The organism is Streptomyces sp. N50 (genome assembly GCF_033335955.1).
GTDB lineage: Bacteria > Actinomycetota > Actinomycetes > Streptomycetales > Streptomycetaceae > Streptomyces.
In genome coordinates this window covers 2,558,115-2,575,129 of the sequence record NZ_CP137549.1, presented here as the reverse complement: position 1 = coordinate 2,575,129, position 17,015 = coordinate 2,558,115, and the positions used below count along the sequence as shown (strand labels likewise).

The 17,015-nt window shown below is 70.9% G+C and carries 17 protein-coding genes; 6 read left to right on the top strand and 11 right to left on the bottom strand.

Features of this window, described 5'->3' with window-relative positions; translation table 11 throughout:
• The first annotated feature begins 149 nt into the window (after positions 1 to 149).
• Positions 150 to 1,019, top strand: a complete 870-nt coding sequence (locus tag R2B38_RS11270; RefSeq protein WP_033286863.1) for a hypothetical protein — start codon at positions 150 to 152, stop codon at positions 1,017 to 1,019.
• A 41-nt stretch (positions 1,020 to 1,060) separates the two neighbouring features.
• The gene (locus tag R2B38_RS11265; RefSeq protein WP_318016106.1) at positions 1,061 to 1,858 is read left to right on the top strand and encodes an EI24 domain-containing protein; all 798 of its coding nucleotides are present in this window, start codon (positions 1,061 to 1,063) and stop codon (positions 1,856 to 1,858) included.
• Here the strand turns inward: R2B38_RS11265 and R2B38_RS11260 are convergent.
• Positions 1,853 to 3,106: a pyroglutamyl peptidase gene (locus tag R2B38_RS11260; protein WP_318016105.1), complete on the bottom strand. Its 1,254-nt coding sequence runs from the start codon at positions 3,104 to 3,106 to the stop codon at positions 1,853 to 1,855. The genes R2B38_RS11265 and R2B38_RS11260 overlap by 6 nt on opposite strands.
• A gap of 256 nt (positions 3,107 to 3,362) precedes the next feature.
• On the opposite strand from R2B38_RS11260, the gene R2B38_RS11250 reads away from it, so the two are divergent.
• Positions 3,363 to 3,710 carry a YrdB family protein gene (locus R2B38_RS11250; RefSeq protein ID WP_318016104.1) on the top strand — a complete coding sequence of 116 codons (348 nt, stop codon included), beginning with the start codon at positions 3,363 to 3,365 and terminating at the stop codon, positions 3,708 to 3,710.
• 29 nt (positions 3,711 to 3,739) lie between these two features.
• On the opposite strand, the gene R2B38_RS11245 is transcribed toward R2B38_RS11250, so the two are convergent.
• Entirely contained in the window at positions 3,740 to 4,324 is a 585-nt protein-coding gene (locus R2B38_RS11245) for a TetR/AcrR family transcriptional regulator (RefSeq protein ID WP_318016103.1), read from the bottom strand.
• 107 nt (positions 4,325 to 4,431) lie between these two features.
• Here R2B38_RS11245 and R2B38_RS11240 point away from each other — a divergent pair, with 107 nt between their 5' ends.
• Positions 4,432 to 6,882, top strand: coding sequence for a beta-glucosidase family protein (locus tag R2B38_RS11240; protein ID WP_318016102.1), 2,451 nt, complete (start codon positions 4,432 to 4,434; stop codon positions 6,880 to 6,882).
• A 108-nt stretch (positions 6,883 to 6,990) separates the two neighbouring features.
• On the opposite strand, the gene R2B38_RS11235 is transcribed toward R2B38_RS11240, so the two are convergent.
• Together R2B38_RS11235 and R2B38_RS11230 are read right to left on the bottom strand one after the other, a co-directional pair.
• Positions 6,991 to 7,971 (bottom strand): aldose epimerase family protein, encoded by a 981-nt coding sequence (locus tag R2B38_RS11235; protein WP_318016101.1) that lies wholly within the window; start codon positions 7,969 to 7,971, stop codon positions 6,991 to 6,993.
• A 10-nt stretch (positions 7,972 to 7,981) separates the two neighbouring features.
• A complete protein-coding gene (locus R2B38_RS11230; RefSeq protein WP_318016100.1) occupies positions 7,982 to 8,887 on the bottom strand; it encodes an SGNH/GDSL hydrolase family protein in 906 nt (301 codons plus the stop codon).
• Between the two features lie 255 nt (positions 8,888 to 9,142).
• On the opposite strand from R2B38_RS11230, the gene R2B38_RS11225 reads away from it, so the two are divergent.
• The gene (locus tag R2B38_RS11225) at positions 9,143 to 9,637 is read left to right on the top strand and encodes a DUF3145 domain-containing protein (protein ID WP_033286872.1); all 495 of its coding nucleotides are present in this window, start codon (positions 9,143 to 9,145) and stop codon (positions 9,635 to 9,637) included.
• Between the two features lie 117 nt (positions 9,638 to 9,754).
• On the opposite strand, the gene R2B38_RS11220 is transcribed toward R2B38_RS11225, so the two are convergent.
• From R2B38_RS11220 to fasR, 5 genes are all read right to left on the bottom strand, one after another.
• The gene (locus R2B38_RS11220) at positions 9,755 to 11,026 is read right to left on the bottom strand and encodes a beta-ketoacyl-[acyl-carrier-protein] synthase family protein (RefSeq protein WP_318016099.1); all 1,272 of its coding nucleotides are present in this window, start codon (positions 11,024 to 11,026) and stop codon (positions 9,755 to 9,757) included.
• A gap of 115 nt (positions 11,027 to 11,141) precedes the next feature.
• Positions 11,142 to 11,390: an acyl carrier protein gene (locus R2B38_RS11215; RefSeq protein WP_033286874.1), complete on the bottom strand. Its 249-nt coding sequence runs from the start codon at positions 11,388 to 11,390 to the stop codon at positions 11,142 to 11,144.
• Between the two features lie 105 nt (positions 11,391 to 11,495).
• Complete coding sequence (locus R2B38_RS11210; RefSeq protein ID WP_033286875.1) at positions 11,496 to 12,491, bottom strand: ketoacyl-ACP synthase III; 996 nt, start codon at positions 12,489 to 12,491, stop codon at positions 11,496 to 11,498.
• Positions 12,492 to 12,509: 18 nt separating this feature from the next.
• Positions 12,510 to 13,427: an ACP S-malonyltransferase gene (locus tag R2B38_RS11205; RefSeq protein ID WP_318016098.1), complete on the bottom strand. Its 918-nt coding sequence runs from the start codon at positions 13,425 to 13,427 to the stop codon at positions 12,510 to 12,512.
• 89 nt (positions 13,428 to 13,516) lie between these two features.
• Positions 13,517 to 14,722, bottom strand: a complete 1,206-nt coding sequence (gene fasR / locus R2B38_RS11200; RefSeq protein ID WP_033286877.1) for a fatty acid biosynthesis transcriptional regulator FasR — start codon at positions 14,720 to 14,722, stop codon at positions 13,517 to 13,519.
• A 246-nt stretch (positions 14,723 to 14,968) separates the two neighbouring features.
• Between fasR and R2B38_RS11195 the strand changes: the two genes are divergently transcribed.
• Complete coding sequence (locus R2B38_RS11195; RefSeq protein WP_318021644.1) at positions 14,969 to 15,619, top strand: pirin family protein; 651 nt, start codon at positions 14,969 to 14,971, stop codon at positions 15,617 to 15,619.
• On the opposite strand, the gene R2B38_RS11190 is transcribed toward R2B38_RS11195, so the two are convergent.
• Together R2B38_RS11190 and R2B38_RS11185 are read right to left on the bottom strand one after the other, a co-directional pair.
• The gene (locus R2B38_RS11190) at positions 15,616 to 16,437 is read right to left on the bottom strand and encodes a serine hydrolase domain-containing protein (RefSeq protein ID WP_318016097.1); all 822 of its coding nucleotides are present in this window, start codon (positions 16,435 to 16,437) and stop codon (positions 15,616 to 15,618) included. The genes R2B38_RS11195 and R2B38_RS11190 overlap by 4 nt on opposite strands.
• Positions 16,438 to 16,456: 19 nt before the next feature.
• A complete protein-coding gene (locus R2B38_RS11185) occupies positions 16,457 to 16,924 on the bottom strand; it encodes a GNAT family N-acetyltransferase (RefSeq protein ID WP_318016096.1) in 468 nt (155 codons plus the stop codon).
• Positions 16,925 to 17,015: the final 91 nt, after the last annotated feature.

Genomic DNA, 17,015 nt, shown 5'->3' with positions numbered 1-17,015 from the left:
TCGGTACGGCGAGCCGCACCTGTTCGACTCAACGGTGAACAGGAAGTTGTTGGTGTCGTCGATGCCCCGGATGGCGCATTCGGGGGGCCGGGGAGGGGGCATGCTGAGCACAGGTACCGAGCAGCGGGTGCGCACGGCGAGGAGTTCCCATGGCAACGATTCCTTCGCTCCCCAGCAGGGACGAGGTGCTGCGCATGGCCCGCAGCACCACCGACATCACCGGCCAACTCCTGGACACGGCCGGGAACATCACCAGGATCGCGATCAACACCCTTGATCCACGCGACGGTTCGGGCGCCGAGGCGCTACGGGTCCTGCGCGAGACCACCGCCGAACTGGCCGAGGCGAGCGCGTCGCCGCAGGCCCAGGAGGCGTTCTACCGCATCGTCGACACCCTGACCCGGCTCGGCACGACCGGCGCCCCGCTGGCCGTGCACCCGGTGAGCGCACCGGCGCAGGCCCTGCTGACGGTGATCGGCGACAGCCTGCTGCCGATCCTGGACGCGGTGGAACCGGCGGTCGAGGAGTTCGCCACGGCACTCGGCGACCTGGTCGAGGCGGCGTCCCCACTGTTGCCCGCGGCGGCGGGCGTGGCGGCGGGCGTCCTGCTGGCCCTCACCCCGCTGATCCGCGCGCTGGCCGACACCCTGGCCGAATCGTCCCCCGAACTCCGGCGCGTGGCCGAGGCGTTGACGGCGGCGCTGGCTCCGCTGCTGCCGTTCCAGGTGGCCCTCGCGCAACGGGCGGCGACCGCGGGCGTGAACGTGGTCCGGGCCGCGCTCCCGCCCCTGGCCGACCTCACCGAAGCCGCGGCGGCGACCACGAAGGTGGCCGGACCGGTGCTGGTCGCGGGCGAGGAACTCCTCGTCTCCGCCCTGGAACGTCTCCAGCCGGCCCTCCTGTCCGCGACCTCCCGCGCGGGGCGGGTGGCCCGGGCGACGGCGGTACGGGTGACGGCGGCGGTGTCGCCGGCGGCGGAGCGGGGGGTTGTGGTGGCGGTGTCGAACGCGGGTGCGTAGCGGTGTCGACCGAGCGTGAGGCGCACCGTAAAGTTCGCCCCATGCATGATCTTGGCGCGGGGTTCGGCTATCTCCTGAAGGGCCAGCGCTGGATGGCGCGGCACGGGAGGCACTACGGTTTCGGGCTGATCCCCGGTCTGATCACGCTGGTCCTGTACGTGGCGGCGCTGGTCGCGCTGGCGCTCTGGGGCCAGGACTTCGTCTCCTGGGCGACGCCCTTCGCGGACGACTGGGCGAGCCCGTGGCAGGGCCTGTTCCGCGGTTTCCTCACGGCGGTGCTGTTCGTACTGGCCCTGCTCCTCTCGGTGTTGACCTTCACCGCCGTCACCCTCCTCATAGGCCAGCCCTTCTACGAGACCCTCTCCGAGAAGGTCGACCGGGACGTCTCCCCGGACGGCACGGCCCCCGAATCGGGCCTCCCGCTCTGGCGCGAACTGTGGATCTCGGCCCGCGACAGCCTCCGCATCCTGGTCCGCGCGGTGCTGTGGGGGATCCTGCTCTTCGCCCTGGGCTTCGTCCCGTTCATCGGCCAGACGGTGATCCCGGTGATCGGGTTCTTCGTCACGGGCTTCTTCCTCACGGAGGAGCTGACGGCGGTCGCCCTCCAGCGCCGGGGCATCGACCTCCGCGCCCGCCTCACTCTCCTCCGCTCCCGCAAGACCCTGATCTGGGGCTTCGGCACCCCCCTCGGCCTCTCCTTCCTGGTCCCGTTCGTCGCGGTGTTCCTGATGCCGGGGGCGGTGGCTGGGGCGACGATGATGGCGCGGGAGCTGTTGGGCGAGGAGACCGAGGGGGACGACGCGCAGGACGAGGGCGAATCGTCTTCTACGACCCTATGAACCGGCTTCCGCGTCCATAGCCACCGTCACCATCGCCCTCACCTGCGCGATGATGTCCACCCGGTTGCGTACGAAGTCCGGATCGGTGATCGTCCCGGTCGCCGGGTCCGTGTTCCCCGCCCCGAACTGCAGCACCGGCGTGTGGATGTGCCCACCCGGCAGCGAGTCGTGCAGCCCGAGCCGGTCCCGTAGCAGCGTGGCGCGGTAGGCGATCTCGTTGGAGAGATAGTTCCCGCCGCCTCCGGAACGGGCCGTGGACCCCGCGGTGGGTCCGTCCGGCCGTACGACAGGAGCGGTCGCGCCCGCCGGAATCTCGGTCACCTCGGTGTGGTCGTAGACGGGGAACCGCCCGGTGTCGGCGGCCACAATCGCCTTGTACGGCAGGGTCGTCGACGTCCACTGGGGCTGCGAGGCCGGGTCGGCGACGGGCACGGTCTCCGTCTTCGACACGTTGTCGTTGTCGGGATATCCGCCCCGCCAGGCCCCGTTGGTCCGCTCCACGTCGAAACGGCCCACCCGGCCCTGACTCACGGTCGTGAACAGATCCACCTTCGGCAGATACGGCCGCAACGCCCGCTCCACGGTCCCCTCGGCGAAGTCCGCCCACCGCACGGGGAACATGGCCGTCTCGATCCGCGCCGGCCCGTCCGCCGTCTGGATCACCGTGCCGTCGAGCGCGAGCGCGGTGGCCCCGGAGGGATTGGAGATCCGGATGTCCGCGTCGAGCGTGAACGGGTCGAACCCGGTCACGAGAATCCGCTTGATCCCCTTCTCGTGCGGATACCGGATACTGCTCTGCCCCCGCGAGGTCATTTCCAACTGCCCCAGCAGAGCGGCCCGTTGCCCCTCCGAGATCCCGAACCCGGGCTCCCACTCCCGAACTTCCCGGGTCATCCCCAACCGCGCCCAGTACAACGGCCGATCGTCGTCCCGGCTGAGATCACCGCCCACCGGACCCCGCCCCTGCGCCCGGTCAACTGCTCGCTGCCACAGTGCTGTTCCCTCGCGTACGACGATGCGGCGGGCCTGCGCGTAGTTGTGCGCGGCTTCGAGCGCTCGGGTGAACTCCGGTGCGACGGTGTCGAATCCGGAGTGCTCGAGGATCTCCTGGGGGACTTCCTTGTCGAGCCGCTGCTCCTCGACGGTCGGGGACAGGGTGGTGTCGGCCGCCGCCCCGGTACTGGGGGCGGAGAAACCGGCCAGCAGGGCCAGGCCGAGGATGCCGGTCCGAACTCGTATGACGTTCAAGGTGGTTGAGGCCTTCCGTGCGCAGTGGGGTGCGGTGCGGGGCGGTGCCGTTCGGCCGCAGTATCGCGTGACGGGAGTGGTCTACGCCACGGGTGCGACGGGCGACTCGCGCCGCCCCGCCGCCTCCTCCAGCACCCCGGCACCAGCATGACCTTCGAGGTGCCCCGGCTGTTCCGGGCGGAGGCGCTGGTCGAGGTCGAAATCGTGGCCGCCGTACCCGCGACAGGGTGATCCCCTTCGGGCGATACTGCCGCCCATGACCGCAGCGGGGACAGCGAAAGCAGCGAACCTCGGCGTCCTCTTCGCGATCGAGGTCGGCGCGCTCGTCGCCGTCGGCTACTGGGGGTTCACGCGGGACCTCGCCACGCCGCTGACCTGGCTGCTCGGTGTCGGTGGGCCCGTCGTGCTCGCCGTGCTGTGGGGGTTGTGCGGGTCGCCCAAGGCCAGGTACAAGGTGCGGGGCGCCGGTCGGGTCGGGTTCGAGGTGGTGTGGTTCGGGGCCGGGGTTGCCGCGCTGGTGCTCGCCGGCGTCTACGGCTGGGCCCTCGTCCTCGCCCTCGTGTGTGTCGTGAGCAAGACGCTGGCCGTCATCTGGCGTCAGTAGCAGGCGAGTTCACGGCCTCGGCCCTTGACTCACTCCTCGCCCAGCAGCGCGAGGAAGTCCCTGAACGCCCCCGGCATGTCCACCGACTCCGGATCCAGCAGCCACTGGTACTGCAGCCCGTCCATCACCGCCACCAGCAGCGGAGCCGCCCGCTCGGGCGTCAGGCCGTTCGGCAACCGGTCGCCGTACTCGGCGCGCAGGACCCCCGCCATGTTCGCCCGGACGCGGACGTACCGCTCGGAGAAGTAGTCCCGCGCCGGATGCCCCTCCGTGACGCTCTCGCCGAGGAGGGCCGAGAAGGTCTGGATGATCCCGGGCCGCATCGCGTTGTACTCGACCAGGGAGGCCAGGAGGTCGACGCGCCAGCGGGTGTCCGGCACCGCGTCCCACTGGTCCCGTTCCTCCAGGACGGCGACGAGCAGCGCGTCCTTCGTGGGGAAGTAGTGCAGCAGACCCTGCTGGGTCAGGCCGACCCGCTCCGCCACCGCCGCCAGGCTCGCGCCCCGGTAACCGCGCTCGGCGATCACCTCCAGGGCCGCCCGCACGATCTCGCCGCGTCGTTCCTCGCGCCGGGTCCTGGAGTTCGTGGCGTTCATGGCGTCACCGTACGACACCCGGCGACCGTTCACATAACAGCAAGGTTACGAAACCTACCGCTCTACAGGCAACCGATGCACGATGGAGGCACGGCACCACACGGACTCAGCGAGGAGGCACCGGGATGGCGGGACCCCGTGAAGCAGTCGAAGCGGGCGGAGCGGTCGACGCGGTCGTCGAGGCGGCCCTCGGCAAGCTCGGCCTGGATGACAAGGCGCGGCTGCTCGCCGGGCAGGACATGTGGTCGCTGCCCGCGCTCCCGGAGATCGGTCTGAAGTCCCTCGTCATGTCCGACGGCCCCATCGGCGTCCGGGGCGTGCGCTGGACCGCCGACGATCCGTCCGTCGCGCTGCCGTCCCCCACCGCCCTCGCCGCCAGCTGGGACCCCGAACTCGCCCACCGCGCGGGCGTGTTGCTCGCCCAGGAGGCCCGCCGCAAGGGTGTGCACGTCCTCCTCGCCCCCACCGTCAACCTCCACCGATCACCCCTCGGCGGACGGCACTTCGAGGCGTACAGCGAGGACCCGTACCTCACCGGGCGGATCGGCGTCGGGTATGTCGAGGGCGTCCAGTCCGGCGGCGTCGGCACCACAGTCAAGCACTTCGTCGCCAACGACGCCGAGACCGACCGCTTCACCGTGAACAACCTGATCTCCCAACGCACCCTGCGCGAGCTGTACTTGGCCCCCTTCGAGCTCATCGTCGAGAACGCCCACCCCTGGGGCATCATGACCGCGTACAACACGGTCAACGGCACGACGATGTCCGAGCACCGCTACCTGGTGAACGAGATCCTGCGCGGCGAATGGGGCTTCGACGGCTTCAACGTCTCCGACTGGACCGCCGCCCGCTCCACCGTCGGCACCATCGAGGGCGGCCTCGACGTCGCGATGCCCGGCCCGAAGACCGTCTACGGCGAGGCCCTCGCCCGGGCCGTGCGCGACGGCGAGGTCGAGGAGGCCACCGTCGACACCGCCGTACGGAACGTACTGCGGCTCGCCGCCCGCGTCGGCATCCTGGACGGTGCCGAACCCGTCGTCGCACAAGCCCAACTCCCGTCCCCCGTGGACGGAGAGGCCCTCGCCCGCGAGATCGCCCGCCGCTCCTTCGTCCTCGTCCGCAACGAGAACGACGCCCTCCCGCTGAAGCCGAACAGCACCGTCGCGCTCCTCGGCGCCGCCGCCCGCGACGCCCGGGTCCTCGGCGGCGGCTCCGCCATCGTCTTCCCGACCCACGTCGTCTCCCCGCTCGACGGCCTCACCGCCGCCCTCCCCGACGGCACCCTCAGCTACGCCGTCGGCGCCGACCCGAACACCGAACTCGCCGACGCCGACAAGGGGTTCGAGCTGCGCGCCGTCTGCCGCGACGCGGCCGGCCAGGTCATCGGCACCGCTTCCGCACCCAGCGGACAGCTCCGGTGGATGGGTGAGGACCTCCCCGAGGGCGTCACCCACGACACCCTCCACACCGTCGAACTCGCCGGCACCTTCACCCCGCGCGAGACCGGGCAACACACCTTCGGCATCAAGGGACTCGGCGCCTTCACCCTCACCGTCGACGGCACGACGTACTACGACGACGTCCAACGCCCGCTCAAGGACGACCCGTTCAGCTCCTTCTTCGGCGCCCCCGCACCCCGCGCCCGCGTCGACCTCACCGCCGGCACCCCGGTCGAGGTGTCCCTGACCTACGTCGTGAGCTTCGCCGAGAACCGCGACCTCAAGGTCATCGGCTTCACCCTCGTCCACCAGGAACCGCAGCGCGACCCCGACGAACTCATCGCCGAGGCCGTCGAGTTGGCCCGCACCGCCGACACCGCCGTCGTCGTGGTCGCCACCACCGAACGCGTCGAGTCCGAGGGCTACGACCGGACGGACCTCCAACTCCCCGGCCGCCAGGACGACTTGGTGCACGCCGTCGCCGCCGCCAACCCGAACACCGTCGTGATCGTCAACGCCGGCTCCCCGGTCGAACTGCCCTGGCGCGACGAGGTCGCCGCCGTCCTGCTCGGCTGGTTCCCCGGCCAGGAGGGCGGCGCGGCCCTCGCCGACGTCCTCACCGGCACCCACGAACCCGGCGGCCGGCTCCCCACCACCTGGGGCTCCCTCACCGACGCCCCGGTCACCCAGGTCGTCCCGGAGAACGGCGAACTCCCGTACACCGAGGGCGTGTTCATCGGCTACCGCGCCTGGGAGAAGGAGGGCCGCACCCCGTCGTACCCCTTCGGACACGGCCTCGGTTACACCGACTGGAGCTACGACGCGATCGAGGCGGAGGGCACGAGCGTGACCGTCCGGATCACCAACTCCGGTGCCCGGCACGGCCGTGAGGTCGTCCAGGTCTATCTGGCCCCCGTCGAGGCCGACCCGGAGCGTCCCGCCCGCTGGCTGGCCGGATTCGCCGGGGTCGAGGCCGGGCCCGGCGAGAGCGTCGACGTGGTCGTCGAACTTCCGCGCCGATCTTTCGAGATCTGGGATGAGACGGCGAACGCGTGGGCATTTGTAAAGGGTTCGTACGAGATCCAGGCCGGGCGCTCGATCACCGACCGCAGGGTCGCGACGACGATTAACGTCTGACCCGGGACGCCGTCCCCCTCAGACAGCCCCGGTCCGGGACCTGACCCCTGGACCGGGGCTCATTCGTGCCCGGGCGCCCGACTCAGGCGGCCAGCTCAGGCGGCCAGCTCAGCGGGCCGAGAAGCCGTACACCGTCTCCGAGCGGTAGGTGTCGCCCGGGCGCAGCTCCGTGCTCGGGAACTCCGGGCGGTTCGGGGAGTCGGGGAAATGCTGGGTCTCCAGGGCGATCCCGGCCCCCGCGCCGAACGGCTCGCCCAGATGCTCACCGGTGTAGAGCTGGATGCCGGGCTCGGTCGTCGCCACCGTCAACACCCGCCCGGACGCCGGGTCGTACAGCTCGGCGATCTCGACGGGGGCAGGGGTGAGGCCCTTGTCCAGCACGAAGTTGTGGTCGTAGCCGGAGCCCACCTTCCGCGCCTCGCGGAAGTCGAAGCGCGTGCCCGCCACGTCGTCGAGGGCGCCGGTCGGGATCAGGTCGCCGTCGACCGGCGTGAACCGGGAAGCGGCGAGCCGGAGTTCATGACCACCCGGACCGCCCGTGCTGCCCGCGCCGCTCAGGTCGAAGTAGCTGTGGTTCGTGAGGTTCACTACGGTCGGCGCGTCCGTCGTCGCCTCGTAGCCGAAGCGCAGCGCGCCCGACGCGTCCAGCGTGTACGTCGCCGAGACGGCGAGGCGCCCCGGGAAGCCCTCCTCGCCGTGCGCGCTGACCCGGCTGAGCCGCACCCCGTGCTCGACGGGCTCGACGTCCCACACCCGCTTGTCGAAGCCGCGCTCGCCGCCGTGCAGGGAGTTCGGCGCGTTGTTCTGCGCCAGCGAGTACGTGACGCCCTCCAGCGGGAAACGGCCGCCCGCGATCCGGTTCGCGTACCGCCCCACCAACGCTCCGAGATACGGCTCGGGATGGGCGACATAGCCGTCCAGATCCGCGAACCCGAGCACCACGTCGGCCACCTGGCCCGCCCGGTCCGGCACCTCCACCGACTGCACGATCCCGCCGTACGACAGCACCCGCACCCGCACACCGGCCCGCTCCAGCGTCCAGCGGTGCACCGGCGTGCCGTCGGGAAGGGTGCCGAAAAGTTCGCTCATGAGGGAAACCCTAGGTCACGGGTGTGCGCGCGGTGACGTGCCGGTAGGCGATCTCGGCGAGCCGCGCCTGCCCGTCCGTACTCGGGTGGAACCAGTCCCAGTGGCTCAACTGGTCCGTCCCGAACCGGTAGTCGTAGACCGCGCCCCCGTCGAAACGGCACCGCTCGTCCGTCGCGCACACCTGCTCAAGGACCTTGTTGTACGCCTCCACCCGGTCCTGCACGGTGTCGCGCCGCTCGGTCGCCGCCGCGTCCAGGGCATCCGCGTCGGCCAGCATCGAGGGGCAGATGCCCAGCTTCCACACCTCCTTGCCCAGCGGGTTCGTCCGCCCCTGCGACCAGAGCCGCTTGAGATTCGGCACGCTGGCGACGTAGACCTGCGTCTTCGGCAGCGCCCGGCGCAGGGACTTCAGCGAGTCCTCGAACTCGGCGCGGAATTCGGCGACAGAGGTCATGGCCGAGGTAGAGGCCGCGCAGGCGTCATTGGCCCCCACCATCACCGTGACCAACTGCGGCTTGTGCGCGGCCGCCTGGCCGATCTGTGCGGGCAGGTCGGCCATCCGCGCCCCGGTCTCCGCGTAGTTCCAGCTGCGCGCGGCCGCACCCGTCTTCCCCAGCAGCCGTACGGCGAGACTGTCGACCGAGGCCGAACTGCCGGTCGCCCAGGACACCTCGGGGCAGTCCGACAGGACCGAACAGGCGTCGAAACCACGGGTGATGGAGTCACCGACCGCCGCGACCGAGGACGGGCTGCTGTCCCACAGCGGGGTGGGGGAGGGCTTGGCCTCGGCCGCCGTACCGCTCTTGCTGTGCGCGCCGGCGGATCCGCCTCCGCCGGAGTCGCAGCCGGCGGCTCCCAGGACGGTCGCCGCCAGGACGGCGAGCACGGCCTGTGAACGGTGACGTCGGTTTCGCATGCCCTGGCCCAGCCCCTTGAAGTCGTGTAGCGGTCCCCTCCCATAACAACGCGCGAGGGTTCCCGCACGTGTGCGATGCAACGGCACACCCCCGTACAAGCGTCCCCATGGGTGAATGGCGGCGTTTCCTGGCACCGGGAGGGACGGTACGTCACACTCCGCGCGCCGCCGCACGGTAGCCTCGCCCTCAACGTGGCTGCCCTGCCGCCGCCGTTCGCCAGTCAGCAAGATGCCCCGCTCTGTCCGGAGGTCCCGGTGACGACACGTGGAGTTCTGTACGTGCACTCCGCGCCGCGCGCGCTGTGCCCGCACGTCGAGTGGGCCGTCGCCGGGGTGCTCGGCACACGCGTCAGCCTCGACTGGATCCGACAGCCCGCCGCCCCCGGAACATGGCGCTCCGAATTCTCCTGGCAGGCGGAGGCAGGCACCGCCTCCAAACTCGCCTCAGCCCTCCGCGGCTGGCACCTCCTCCGCTTCGAGGTAACGGCCGAGCCCAACCCCACCGCCGAGGGCGAGCGCTACAGCTGCACCCCCGACCTGGGCATCTTCCACGCCGTCACCGGCATCCACGGCGACATCCTCATCCCGGAGGACCGCCTGCGCGCGGCCCTGACCCGCTCCCAACAGGGCGAGACCGACCTGGAGGCCGAGATCGCCAAGCTCCTGGGCAAGCCCTGGGACGACGAGCTGGAGCCGTTCAGGTACGCGGGTGAGGGAGCTCCGGTCCGCTGGCTACACCAGGTGGTGTGAGGCTTTTATGGGCGCGGGGAACTGCGCGACCAGCCCCCACCGGCCGTAAGCCGACAAACGACATGTGGCCCGCCCCCAATACCCCGGGAGCGGGCCACACACAGTTCAGCAACCGCCTCAGACCGTCCGGAACGCCAACACCACGTTGTGCCCACCAAACCCGAACGAGTCGTTCAGGGCAGCAATCCGCCCCTCAACAGGAAGCTTCCGAGCCTCCCCGCGAACAACATCCGCGTTGGCCTCGGCCTCCGGGTCAAGGTTCTCGACGTTGATGGTCGGCGGCGCGATCCGGTTGTACAGCGCGAGCACGGTGGCGACCGACTCGACACCCCCCGCACCACCCAGCAGATGCCCGGTCATGGACTTCGTGGCCGAGACAGCCATGTGGTCCGCGTCGTCACCGAACACCTTGCGCAGCGCCTTGAGTTCGGCCACGTCACCCGCGGGCGTGGACGTCGCGTGCGCGTTCACGTGCACGATCTCCGCCGCGTCCAGGTCGGTGTTGTCCATCAGGTTCCGCAGGGCCTGCGAGATGCCACGCCCCTCCGGCTCCGGCTGCACGATGTCGTGGCCGTCGGCGGAGATGCCCTGCCCGACCGCCTCGGCGTACACCCGGGCACCGCGCTTCGCGGCGTGCTCGGCGGACTCCAGGACGAGAACGCCCGCGCCCTCGCCGAGGACGAAGCCGTCGCGGCCGGTGTCGTAGGGCCGCGAGGCGCCCTGCGGGTCGTCGTTGTTCTTGGACATCGCCATCATGTTGCCGAACGCGGCGATGGGGAGGGGGTGGATGGCCGCCTCCGTGCCACCCGCGACGACGACGTCGGCGCGGCCGGTGCGGATCATCTCGATGGCGTAGCCGATGGCCTCGGCGCCGGAGGCGCACGCGGAGACCGGCGTGTGCACACCCGCGCGGGCGCCCACGAGCAGACCCACGTTGGCGGACGGGCCGTTCGGCATCAGCATGGGGACGGTGTGCGGGGAGACGCGGCGGACGCCCTTCTCCTTCAGCACGTCGTACTGGTCGAGCAGGGTCGTCACACCGCCGATGCCGGAGGCGATGACGGTGCCCAGCCGGTCGGGGTCGACGGCGGGGTCCTCACCGGCCTTGTCGGTGAAACCGGCGTCCGCCCAGGCCTCCTTGGCCGCGATCAGCGCGAACTGCGCCGAGCGGTCCAGGCGGCGGGCCTGCGGACGCGGGATGACCTCGGAGGGGTCCACGGCGGCCGGCGCGGCGATACGGACGGCCTGCTCGGCGGCCCACTCCTGCTCCAGGGGCTTCACGCCGGACTTGCCGGCGACCATGCCTTCCCAGGTAGAGGCTGCGTCGCCACCCAGCGGTGTGGTTGCGCCGATACCGGTGACGACCACGGTGCGATTGGTCGGGCTCACGGGAATTCTTTCTCCAACGGTACGAGGATTAAGCGGCGCCACCGCCGGGTGGCGGGGCCATGCAGCCAGGCCTATGAGGTGGCTCGGACCCGGTGGCCCGGGCCTACGAGGTGGCTCAGGCCTGGTGCTCGAGGATGTAGGTGGTCGCGTCGCCGACCGTCTTGAGGTTCTTGACGTCCTCGTCGGGGATCTTGACGTCGAAGCGCTCTTCAGCGGCGACGACGACCTCGACCATGGACAGCGAGTCGACGTCCAGGTCGTCGGTGAAGGACTTGTCCAGCTGGACGTCCTCAACCGGGATGCCGGCGATCTCGTTCACGATGTCGGCGAGACCGGCGACGATCTCTTCCTGAGTGGCGGCCATGTCAGGCGCTCCTTCTTTGTGATCCAGAGGGTGTGGCGTTCCCGCCGCGGCAGCGGCGGGTGAGTACAGCCGTGCCGGATCCGATGATGATCCGGCACGGAGTGCCTAGGGGAGGGTAACGACCGTCGCGGCGTACACGAGACCCGCCCCGAAGCCGATGACGAGCGCGGTGTCGCCGCTCTTGGCCTCGCCGGTCGCCAGAAGCCGCTCCATAGCGAGCGGAATCGAGGCGGCCGAGGTGTTGCCGGTGGTGCGTACGTCACGCGCGACCGTGACGTGCTCCGGCAGTTTCAGCGTCTTCACCATCGAGTCGATGATCCGCTCGTTGGCCTGGTGGGGAATGAAGACATCCAGGTCGTCCGGGGTGATCCCGGCCGCGTCCAGCGCCTGCTGGGCGACCTTCGCCATCTCGAACACGGCCCAGCGGAACACCGCCTGGCCCTCCTGCGTGATCGCAGGGAACTTGCCCGTGCTGTCGTACTCGGTCCACGGCACGGTCTGCTTGATGGTGTCGGACTTGTCGCCCTCCGAACCCCACACGGTCGGACCGATCATCGGCTCCTTCGCGGGGCCGACCACGACCGCGCCCGCGCCGTCGCCGAACAGGAAGGCCGTCGCGCGGTCCTCCAGGTCGGTCAGGTCGGACAGCCGCTCCACGCCGATGACGAGCACGTACTCGGCGCTGCCCTCGACGACCATGCCCTTCGCGAGGGTGAGGCCGTAGCCGAAGCCCGCGCAGCCCGCCGAGATGTCGAACGCGGCGGCCTTGTTCGTGCCCAGCTTGTCGGCGATCTCCGTCGCCACGGCCGGGGTCTGCTTGAAGTGCGAGACCGTGGACACGATCACGCCGCCGATCTGCTCGGCGGTGATGCCCGCGTCCGCGATCGCCTTGCCGGACGCCTCGATGGACATCGCGGCGACGGTCTCCTCGTCGTTCGCCCAGTGCCGCGTCTCGATGCCCGAACGGGAGCGGATCCACTCGTCGGACGAGTCGATCGTCTCCAGGATCACCTCGTTCGGGACGACACGGACCGGACGGTAACCGCCCACACCGAGGATGCGCGCGTACGGTGCGCCCTTGCTCGGCTTGATCTTCGACATGTTCGTACGGCTCCTTCTTCAGGCGTTGGCGTGCTCGGCGATGAGCTCGCGGGCCGCGTCGAGGTCGTCCGGGGTCTTCAGGGCCAGCGTCTTGACGCCGGGCAGGGCGCGCTTGGCGAGGCCGGTCAGGGTGCCGCCGGGGCACACCTCCAGGAGCGCGGTGACGCCGAGCTCCTTGAAGGTCTCCATGCACAGATCCCAGCGGACCGGGTTGGCGACCTGGCCGACCAGCCGCTCCAGCACCTCGGCACCGGTGGCGACGGCCTTGCCGTCCTTGTTCGAGACGTACGTGATCGTCGGGTCGCCCGGCGTCAGTTCCTGCGCGGCCTTGGCGAGCGTGTCGACCGCCGGGGCCATGTGCCGCGTGTGGAACGCGCCGGCCACCTTCAGGGCTACGACCCGTCGCACGCCCTCGGGCTTGTCGGCCTCCAGGGCGGCGAGCTGCTCCAGCGTGCCGGCGGCCACGATCTGGCCCGCGCCGTTCACGTTCGCCGGGGTCAGGCCCAGCTTCTCCAGGTGCGCGACCGTGGTGTCCGGGTCGCCGCCGAGCAGCGCGGACATCCCGGTCGGGGTGATCGCGGCGGCCTCGGCCATCGCCAGACCGCGCTCGCGTACGAGGGTCAGGGCGGCCGTGTCGTCCAGGACGCCCGCGAGGACGGCGGCGGTGATCTCGCCGACGCTGTGACCGGCGACGGCACCCGGTGACACCGCGCCGAGGGCGGCCGCGGAGACCAGTCCGGCGGCGACGAGCAGCGGCTGGGCGACGGCGGTGTCACGGATCTCGTCCGCGTCGGCGTCCGTGCCGTAGTGCACCAGGTCGAGGTCGGCGGCGGCCGAGAGGGCACGCAGACGGTCCTCGACACCGGGGAGGTCGAGCCAGGGGGTCAGGAAGCCGGGCGTCTGGGCGCCCTGGCCGGGAGCGACGAGTACGAGCACTCTCACACTCTCTCTTGGGGACGGGCACGGCCGCCCGTGGGGACAGGGACGAAGAACGGGAAGGGGTTTTGTGGAGCCCCGACAAAAGGCTAGTTCTGGGGATCTCCATCGGCCAGACGCCCCAGGATCAGCGCGATCCGCAGCGTGAACGCGGAGCGTACATCCGACGGCGACCAGCCGGTGACGTCAGTCACACGTCGAAGCCGGTAGCGCACGGTGTTGGGATGGACGAACAGCATCCGCGCGGCACCTTCGAGGCTACTCGCCTGCTCCAGATAGACACTGAGCGTCTCCAGGAGCGCGGACCCGGCCTCCTCCAGCGGTCTGTAGATCTCCTCCACCAACTGGTCCCGGGCGCTGGGGTCACCGGCCATCGCGCGTTCCGGAAGCAGGTCGTCCGCCAGTACCGGGCGCGGGGCGTCCTGCCAGGCGGAGCACGCCTTGAGCCCGGCGGCGGCGGCCTGCGCGGAGCGGGTGGCGGCGAGCAGGTCGGGCACGATGGGGCCGGCGACGACCGGCCCGGCGGCATACGGCCCGATCAGCGACTTGGCGACGGCGAGCGGGTTGTCGCTCCCGCCGGCGATGACGACGAGCCGGTCGCCGAGCACGCCGGTGAGCACCTGGAGCTTGGCGTGCCGGGCGGCGCGGCGAATCGCTTCCACGGTCAGCTCACTGTCGCCGTCGGGCGCGGTGCCGAGGACGACGCAGACGTGCTCGGGCGAGTTCCACCCGAGCGCGGCGGCCCGGGACACGGCCCCCTCGTCGGCCTCCCCGCTCAGCACGGCGTTCACGACGAGCGATTCCAGCCGGGCGTCCCACGCGCCGCGGGCCTCGGCGGCCTGCGCATACACCTGGGCGGTGGCGAAGGCGATCTCCCGGGCGTAGACGAGGAGCGCCTCGCGGAGTACGGACTCGTCGCCGGGGGCGGCGACTTCGTCGATGGCGGACTCCATGACCTCGATGGTCGTCCGCACCATCTCGACGGTCTGCCGGAGGGTAATAGCGCGGGTCAGTTCACGGGGAGCGGTCCCGAACACGTCGGTGGAGATGGCCTGCGGCGCGTCCGGATGCCGGAACCACTCGGTGAACGCGGCGATACCGGCCTGCGCGACCAGCCCGATCCAGGAACGGTTCTCCGGTGGCATCGCCCGGTACCACGGCAGCGTCTCGTCCATGCGCGCGATGGCCTGGGCGGCGAGACTCCCGGACGACTGCTCCAGCCGCTTCAGAGTCGCCGGGTGCGAGTGGGCACGGGGTGCGGGGCCTGCGGGTCTGCTGGTTTCGGGTTCGGGCACGGGAACAAGACTGCACCATCTTTTGGTTCGGTCGCCTTCGGGGCGCTCTTTGCCGGTGTCGAGAGATCCACCGTGCTCGGCGCTGCGCGCCTCCGCGCGCTGGGTCTCTCGACACCGGCGCGCCCCTACGGCTCCCTCTCGGCCGTCCACGTGAGGACAGTTGGACTGGGTGGGCCCTCGCCCGGCGCCGGACCGGACGCCGTAGGTCTCCCGAAGGTGGCCCGCAGGGCTACCGTTGAGGGCGTGATGGACGTACGGCGCTCCACCGAGCGCTACCCAGGGGGTGACCCGCAGGCCGGGATCGAGTCGTTGCATGCTTTTTCCTTCGGGCCGCATTACGACCCGGACAACCTCCGCTTCGGCGCGATCATCGCTTGCAACGAGGAACGGCTCGCTCCCGGTGCCGGGTTCGATGAGCACCCGCACAGCCATACCGAGATCATCACCTGGGTCGTGGAAGGGGAGTTGAGCCACCGGGACTCCGCGGGGCACCTGACGCGGGTCCGGCCCGGTGATGTTCAGCGGCTCGGTTCGGGGGCCGGGGTGCGGCACGTCGAGCGGAACGACGGCGACTCGCCCCTGACCTTCGTGCAGATGTGGCTCGCCCCGCTGGAGCCGGGCGGCGAACCGTCGTACGGGATCGTGCACGGCATCGCCGACTCCACGCCGTACGCGGTGCCGGAGGCAGGGGCCATGCTGCACGTCCGGCGGCTCGTCCCCGGTGAGTTGACCGCCGTACCGGATGCCGCGCATGTGTATGTGCATGTGGTGCGGGGTGAAGTGAGCCTGGGCGGGGAGAAGTTGGGGCCGGGGGATGCGGCTCGGATCACGGACGCGCGGGATCTGGTGGCCCAAGCGGCCACCGGGGCCGAGCTGTTGATGTGGGAGATGCTCTAGAGCTCCGCGAGCACCGCGTCCGTGAACGGCGGCCACGCCTCCACCGCCCACGGCCCGAACGCCCGGTCCGCCAGGGCCACGCAGCCCACGCCCGCCGCCGGGTCGATCCACAGGAACGTACCGGACTGACCGAAGTGCCCGAACGTGCGGGGCGAGGACGAACTGCCCGTCCAGTGCGGGGACTTGGAGTCGCGGATCTCGAAGCCGAGGCCCCAGTCGTTGGGGTTCTGGTGGCCGTAGCCCGGGAGGACGCCCTTCGTGCCGGGGTACTGGACCGTCATCGCCTCGGCGACCGTGCGGGGGTCGAGGAGGCGGGAGGACTGGAGTTCGGCGGCGAAGCGGAGGAGGTCCTCGACCGTCGAAACGCCGTCCTTCGCCGGGGAGTTGGCGCCTTCCAGCGTCGTCGACGTCATGCCCAGGGGAGCGAGGACCGCCTGGTGCAGATACTCCGCGAACGGGATCTCCGTCGCCTTCGCGAGGTGGTCGCCGAGCTGCTCGAAGCCCGCGTTCGAGTACAGGCGCCGCTGTCCCGGCGGAGCCGTCACGCGGTGTTCGTCGAAGGCCAGCCCCGAGGTGTGGGCGAGGAGATGGCGGACCGTGGAGCCGGGCGGGCCCGCCGGTTCGTCCAGCTCGATCGCGCCCTCCTCGTACGCGACGAGGGCGGCGTACGCCGCGAGCGGCTTGGTGACCGACGCGAGCGGGAAGCGGTGGCCGGCCGGGCCGTGGGTCCCGAGGACGGTCCCGTCGGCTCGTACGGCACCGGCCGCAGCGGTCGGTACCGGCCAGTTCTCGATCAGCGTGAGGCTCTGCAAGGACATGCCGTCGAGCGTAAGTGGTTCAGAGCATGAGCCCCATCATGGGGTCGGGCTTGCGGGTGAAGCCGAGGGAGGCGTAGAGCGGCTCGGCGTCGGGGGAGGCGGTGAGGAGGACCTGGCCCGCGCCGCGCTCGCGGAACCACTGGAGCAGTTCGTCCATGCACGCGCGCGCGTACCCCCGGCGCCGCGCGTCCGGGTCGGTGGCCACACTGAAGACGAACCCGGCCTTCCCGTGCGGGTTCCCCGCCTTCCCGATCCGGTAGTCCACCGTGCCGACGACCAGGGCCGCCAGGGACCCCGGCCGCTCGGGATGGTCCACGACGAACGCCCCGAAGTCCTCGTCCGACGCCAGCCGCTCCCGCAGCGTCGGCAGCGACTCCGCGTGCCAGTCCGTGCCCGGGTCCGAATCGGGCAGCGCGTCGATCATCACCTGGCGCAGTCGCAGCAGTTCGGCGGCGTCATCGGGGGCTGCCCGTCGTACGAGACTCATGTCCCGCACGCTATCCACCGCACCCCCGTCCCGTCCCGTCGATTTCTTACCGGTTCCGCTTGCTTCGAGTGCACTCCAAGGCCATAGCGTG

What these genes read in the sequence shown, in the direction of transcription:
- R2B38_RS11270 (WP_033286863.1), top strand. Translation starts at nt 150, where the DNA reads ATGGCAACGATTCCTTCGCTCCCCAGCAGGGACGAGGTGCTGCGCATG.
- R2B38_RS11265 (WP_318016106.1), top strand. Translation starts at nt 1,061, where the DNA reads ATGCATGATCTTGGCGCGGGGTTCGGCTATCTCCTGAAGGGCCAGCGC.
- R2B38_RS11250 (WP_318016104.1), top strand. Translation starts at nt 3,363, where the DNA reads ATGACCGCAGCGGGGACAGCGAAAGCAGCGAACCTCGGCGTCCTCTTC.
- R2B38_RS11240 (WP_318016102.1), top strand. Translation starts at nt 4,432, where the DNA reads ATGGCGGGACCCCGTGAAGCAGTCGAAGCGGGCGGAGCGGTCGACGCG.
- R2B38_RS11235 (WP_318016101.1), bottom strand. Translation starts at nt 7,971, where the DNA reads ATGAGCGAACTTTTCGGCACCCTTCCCGACGGCACGCCGGTGCACCGC.
- R2B38_RS11230 (WP_318016100.1), bottom strand. Translation starts at nt 8,887, where the DNA reads ATGCGAAACCGACGTCACCGTTCACAGGCCGTGCTCGCCGTCCTGGCG.
- R2B38_RS11215 (WP_033286874.1), bottom strand. Translation starts at nt 11,390, where the DNA reads ATGGCCGCCACTCAGGAAGAGATCGTCGCCGGTCTCGCCGACATCGTG.
- R2B38_RS11210 (WP_033286875.1), bottom strand. Translation starts at nt 12,491, where the DNA reads ATGTCGAAGATCAAGCCGAGCAAGGGCGCACCGTACGCGCGCATCCTC.
- R2B38_RS11195 (WP_318021644.1), top strand. Translation starts at nt 14,969, where the DNA reads ATGGACGTACGGCGCTCCACCGAGCGCTACCCAGGGGGTGACCCGCAG.
- R2B38_RS11190 (WP_318016097.1), bottom strand. Translation starts at nt 16,437, where the DNA reads ATGTCCTTGCAGAGCCTCACGCTGATCGAGAACTGGCCGGTACCGACC.
- R2B38_RS11185 (WP_318016096.1), bottom strand. Translation starts at nt 16,924, where the DNA reads ATGAGTCTCGTACGACGGGCAGCCCCCGATGACGCCGCCGAACTGCTG.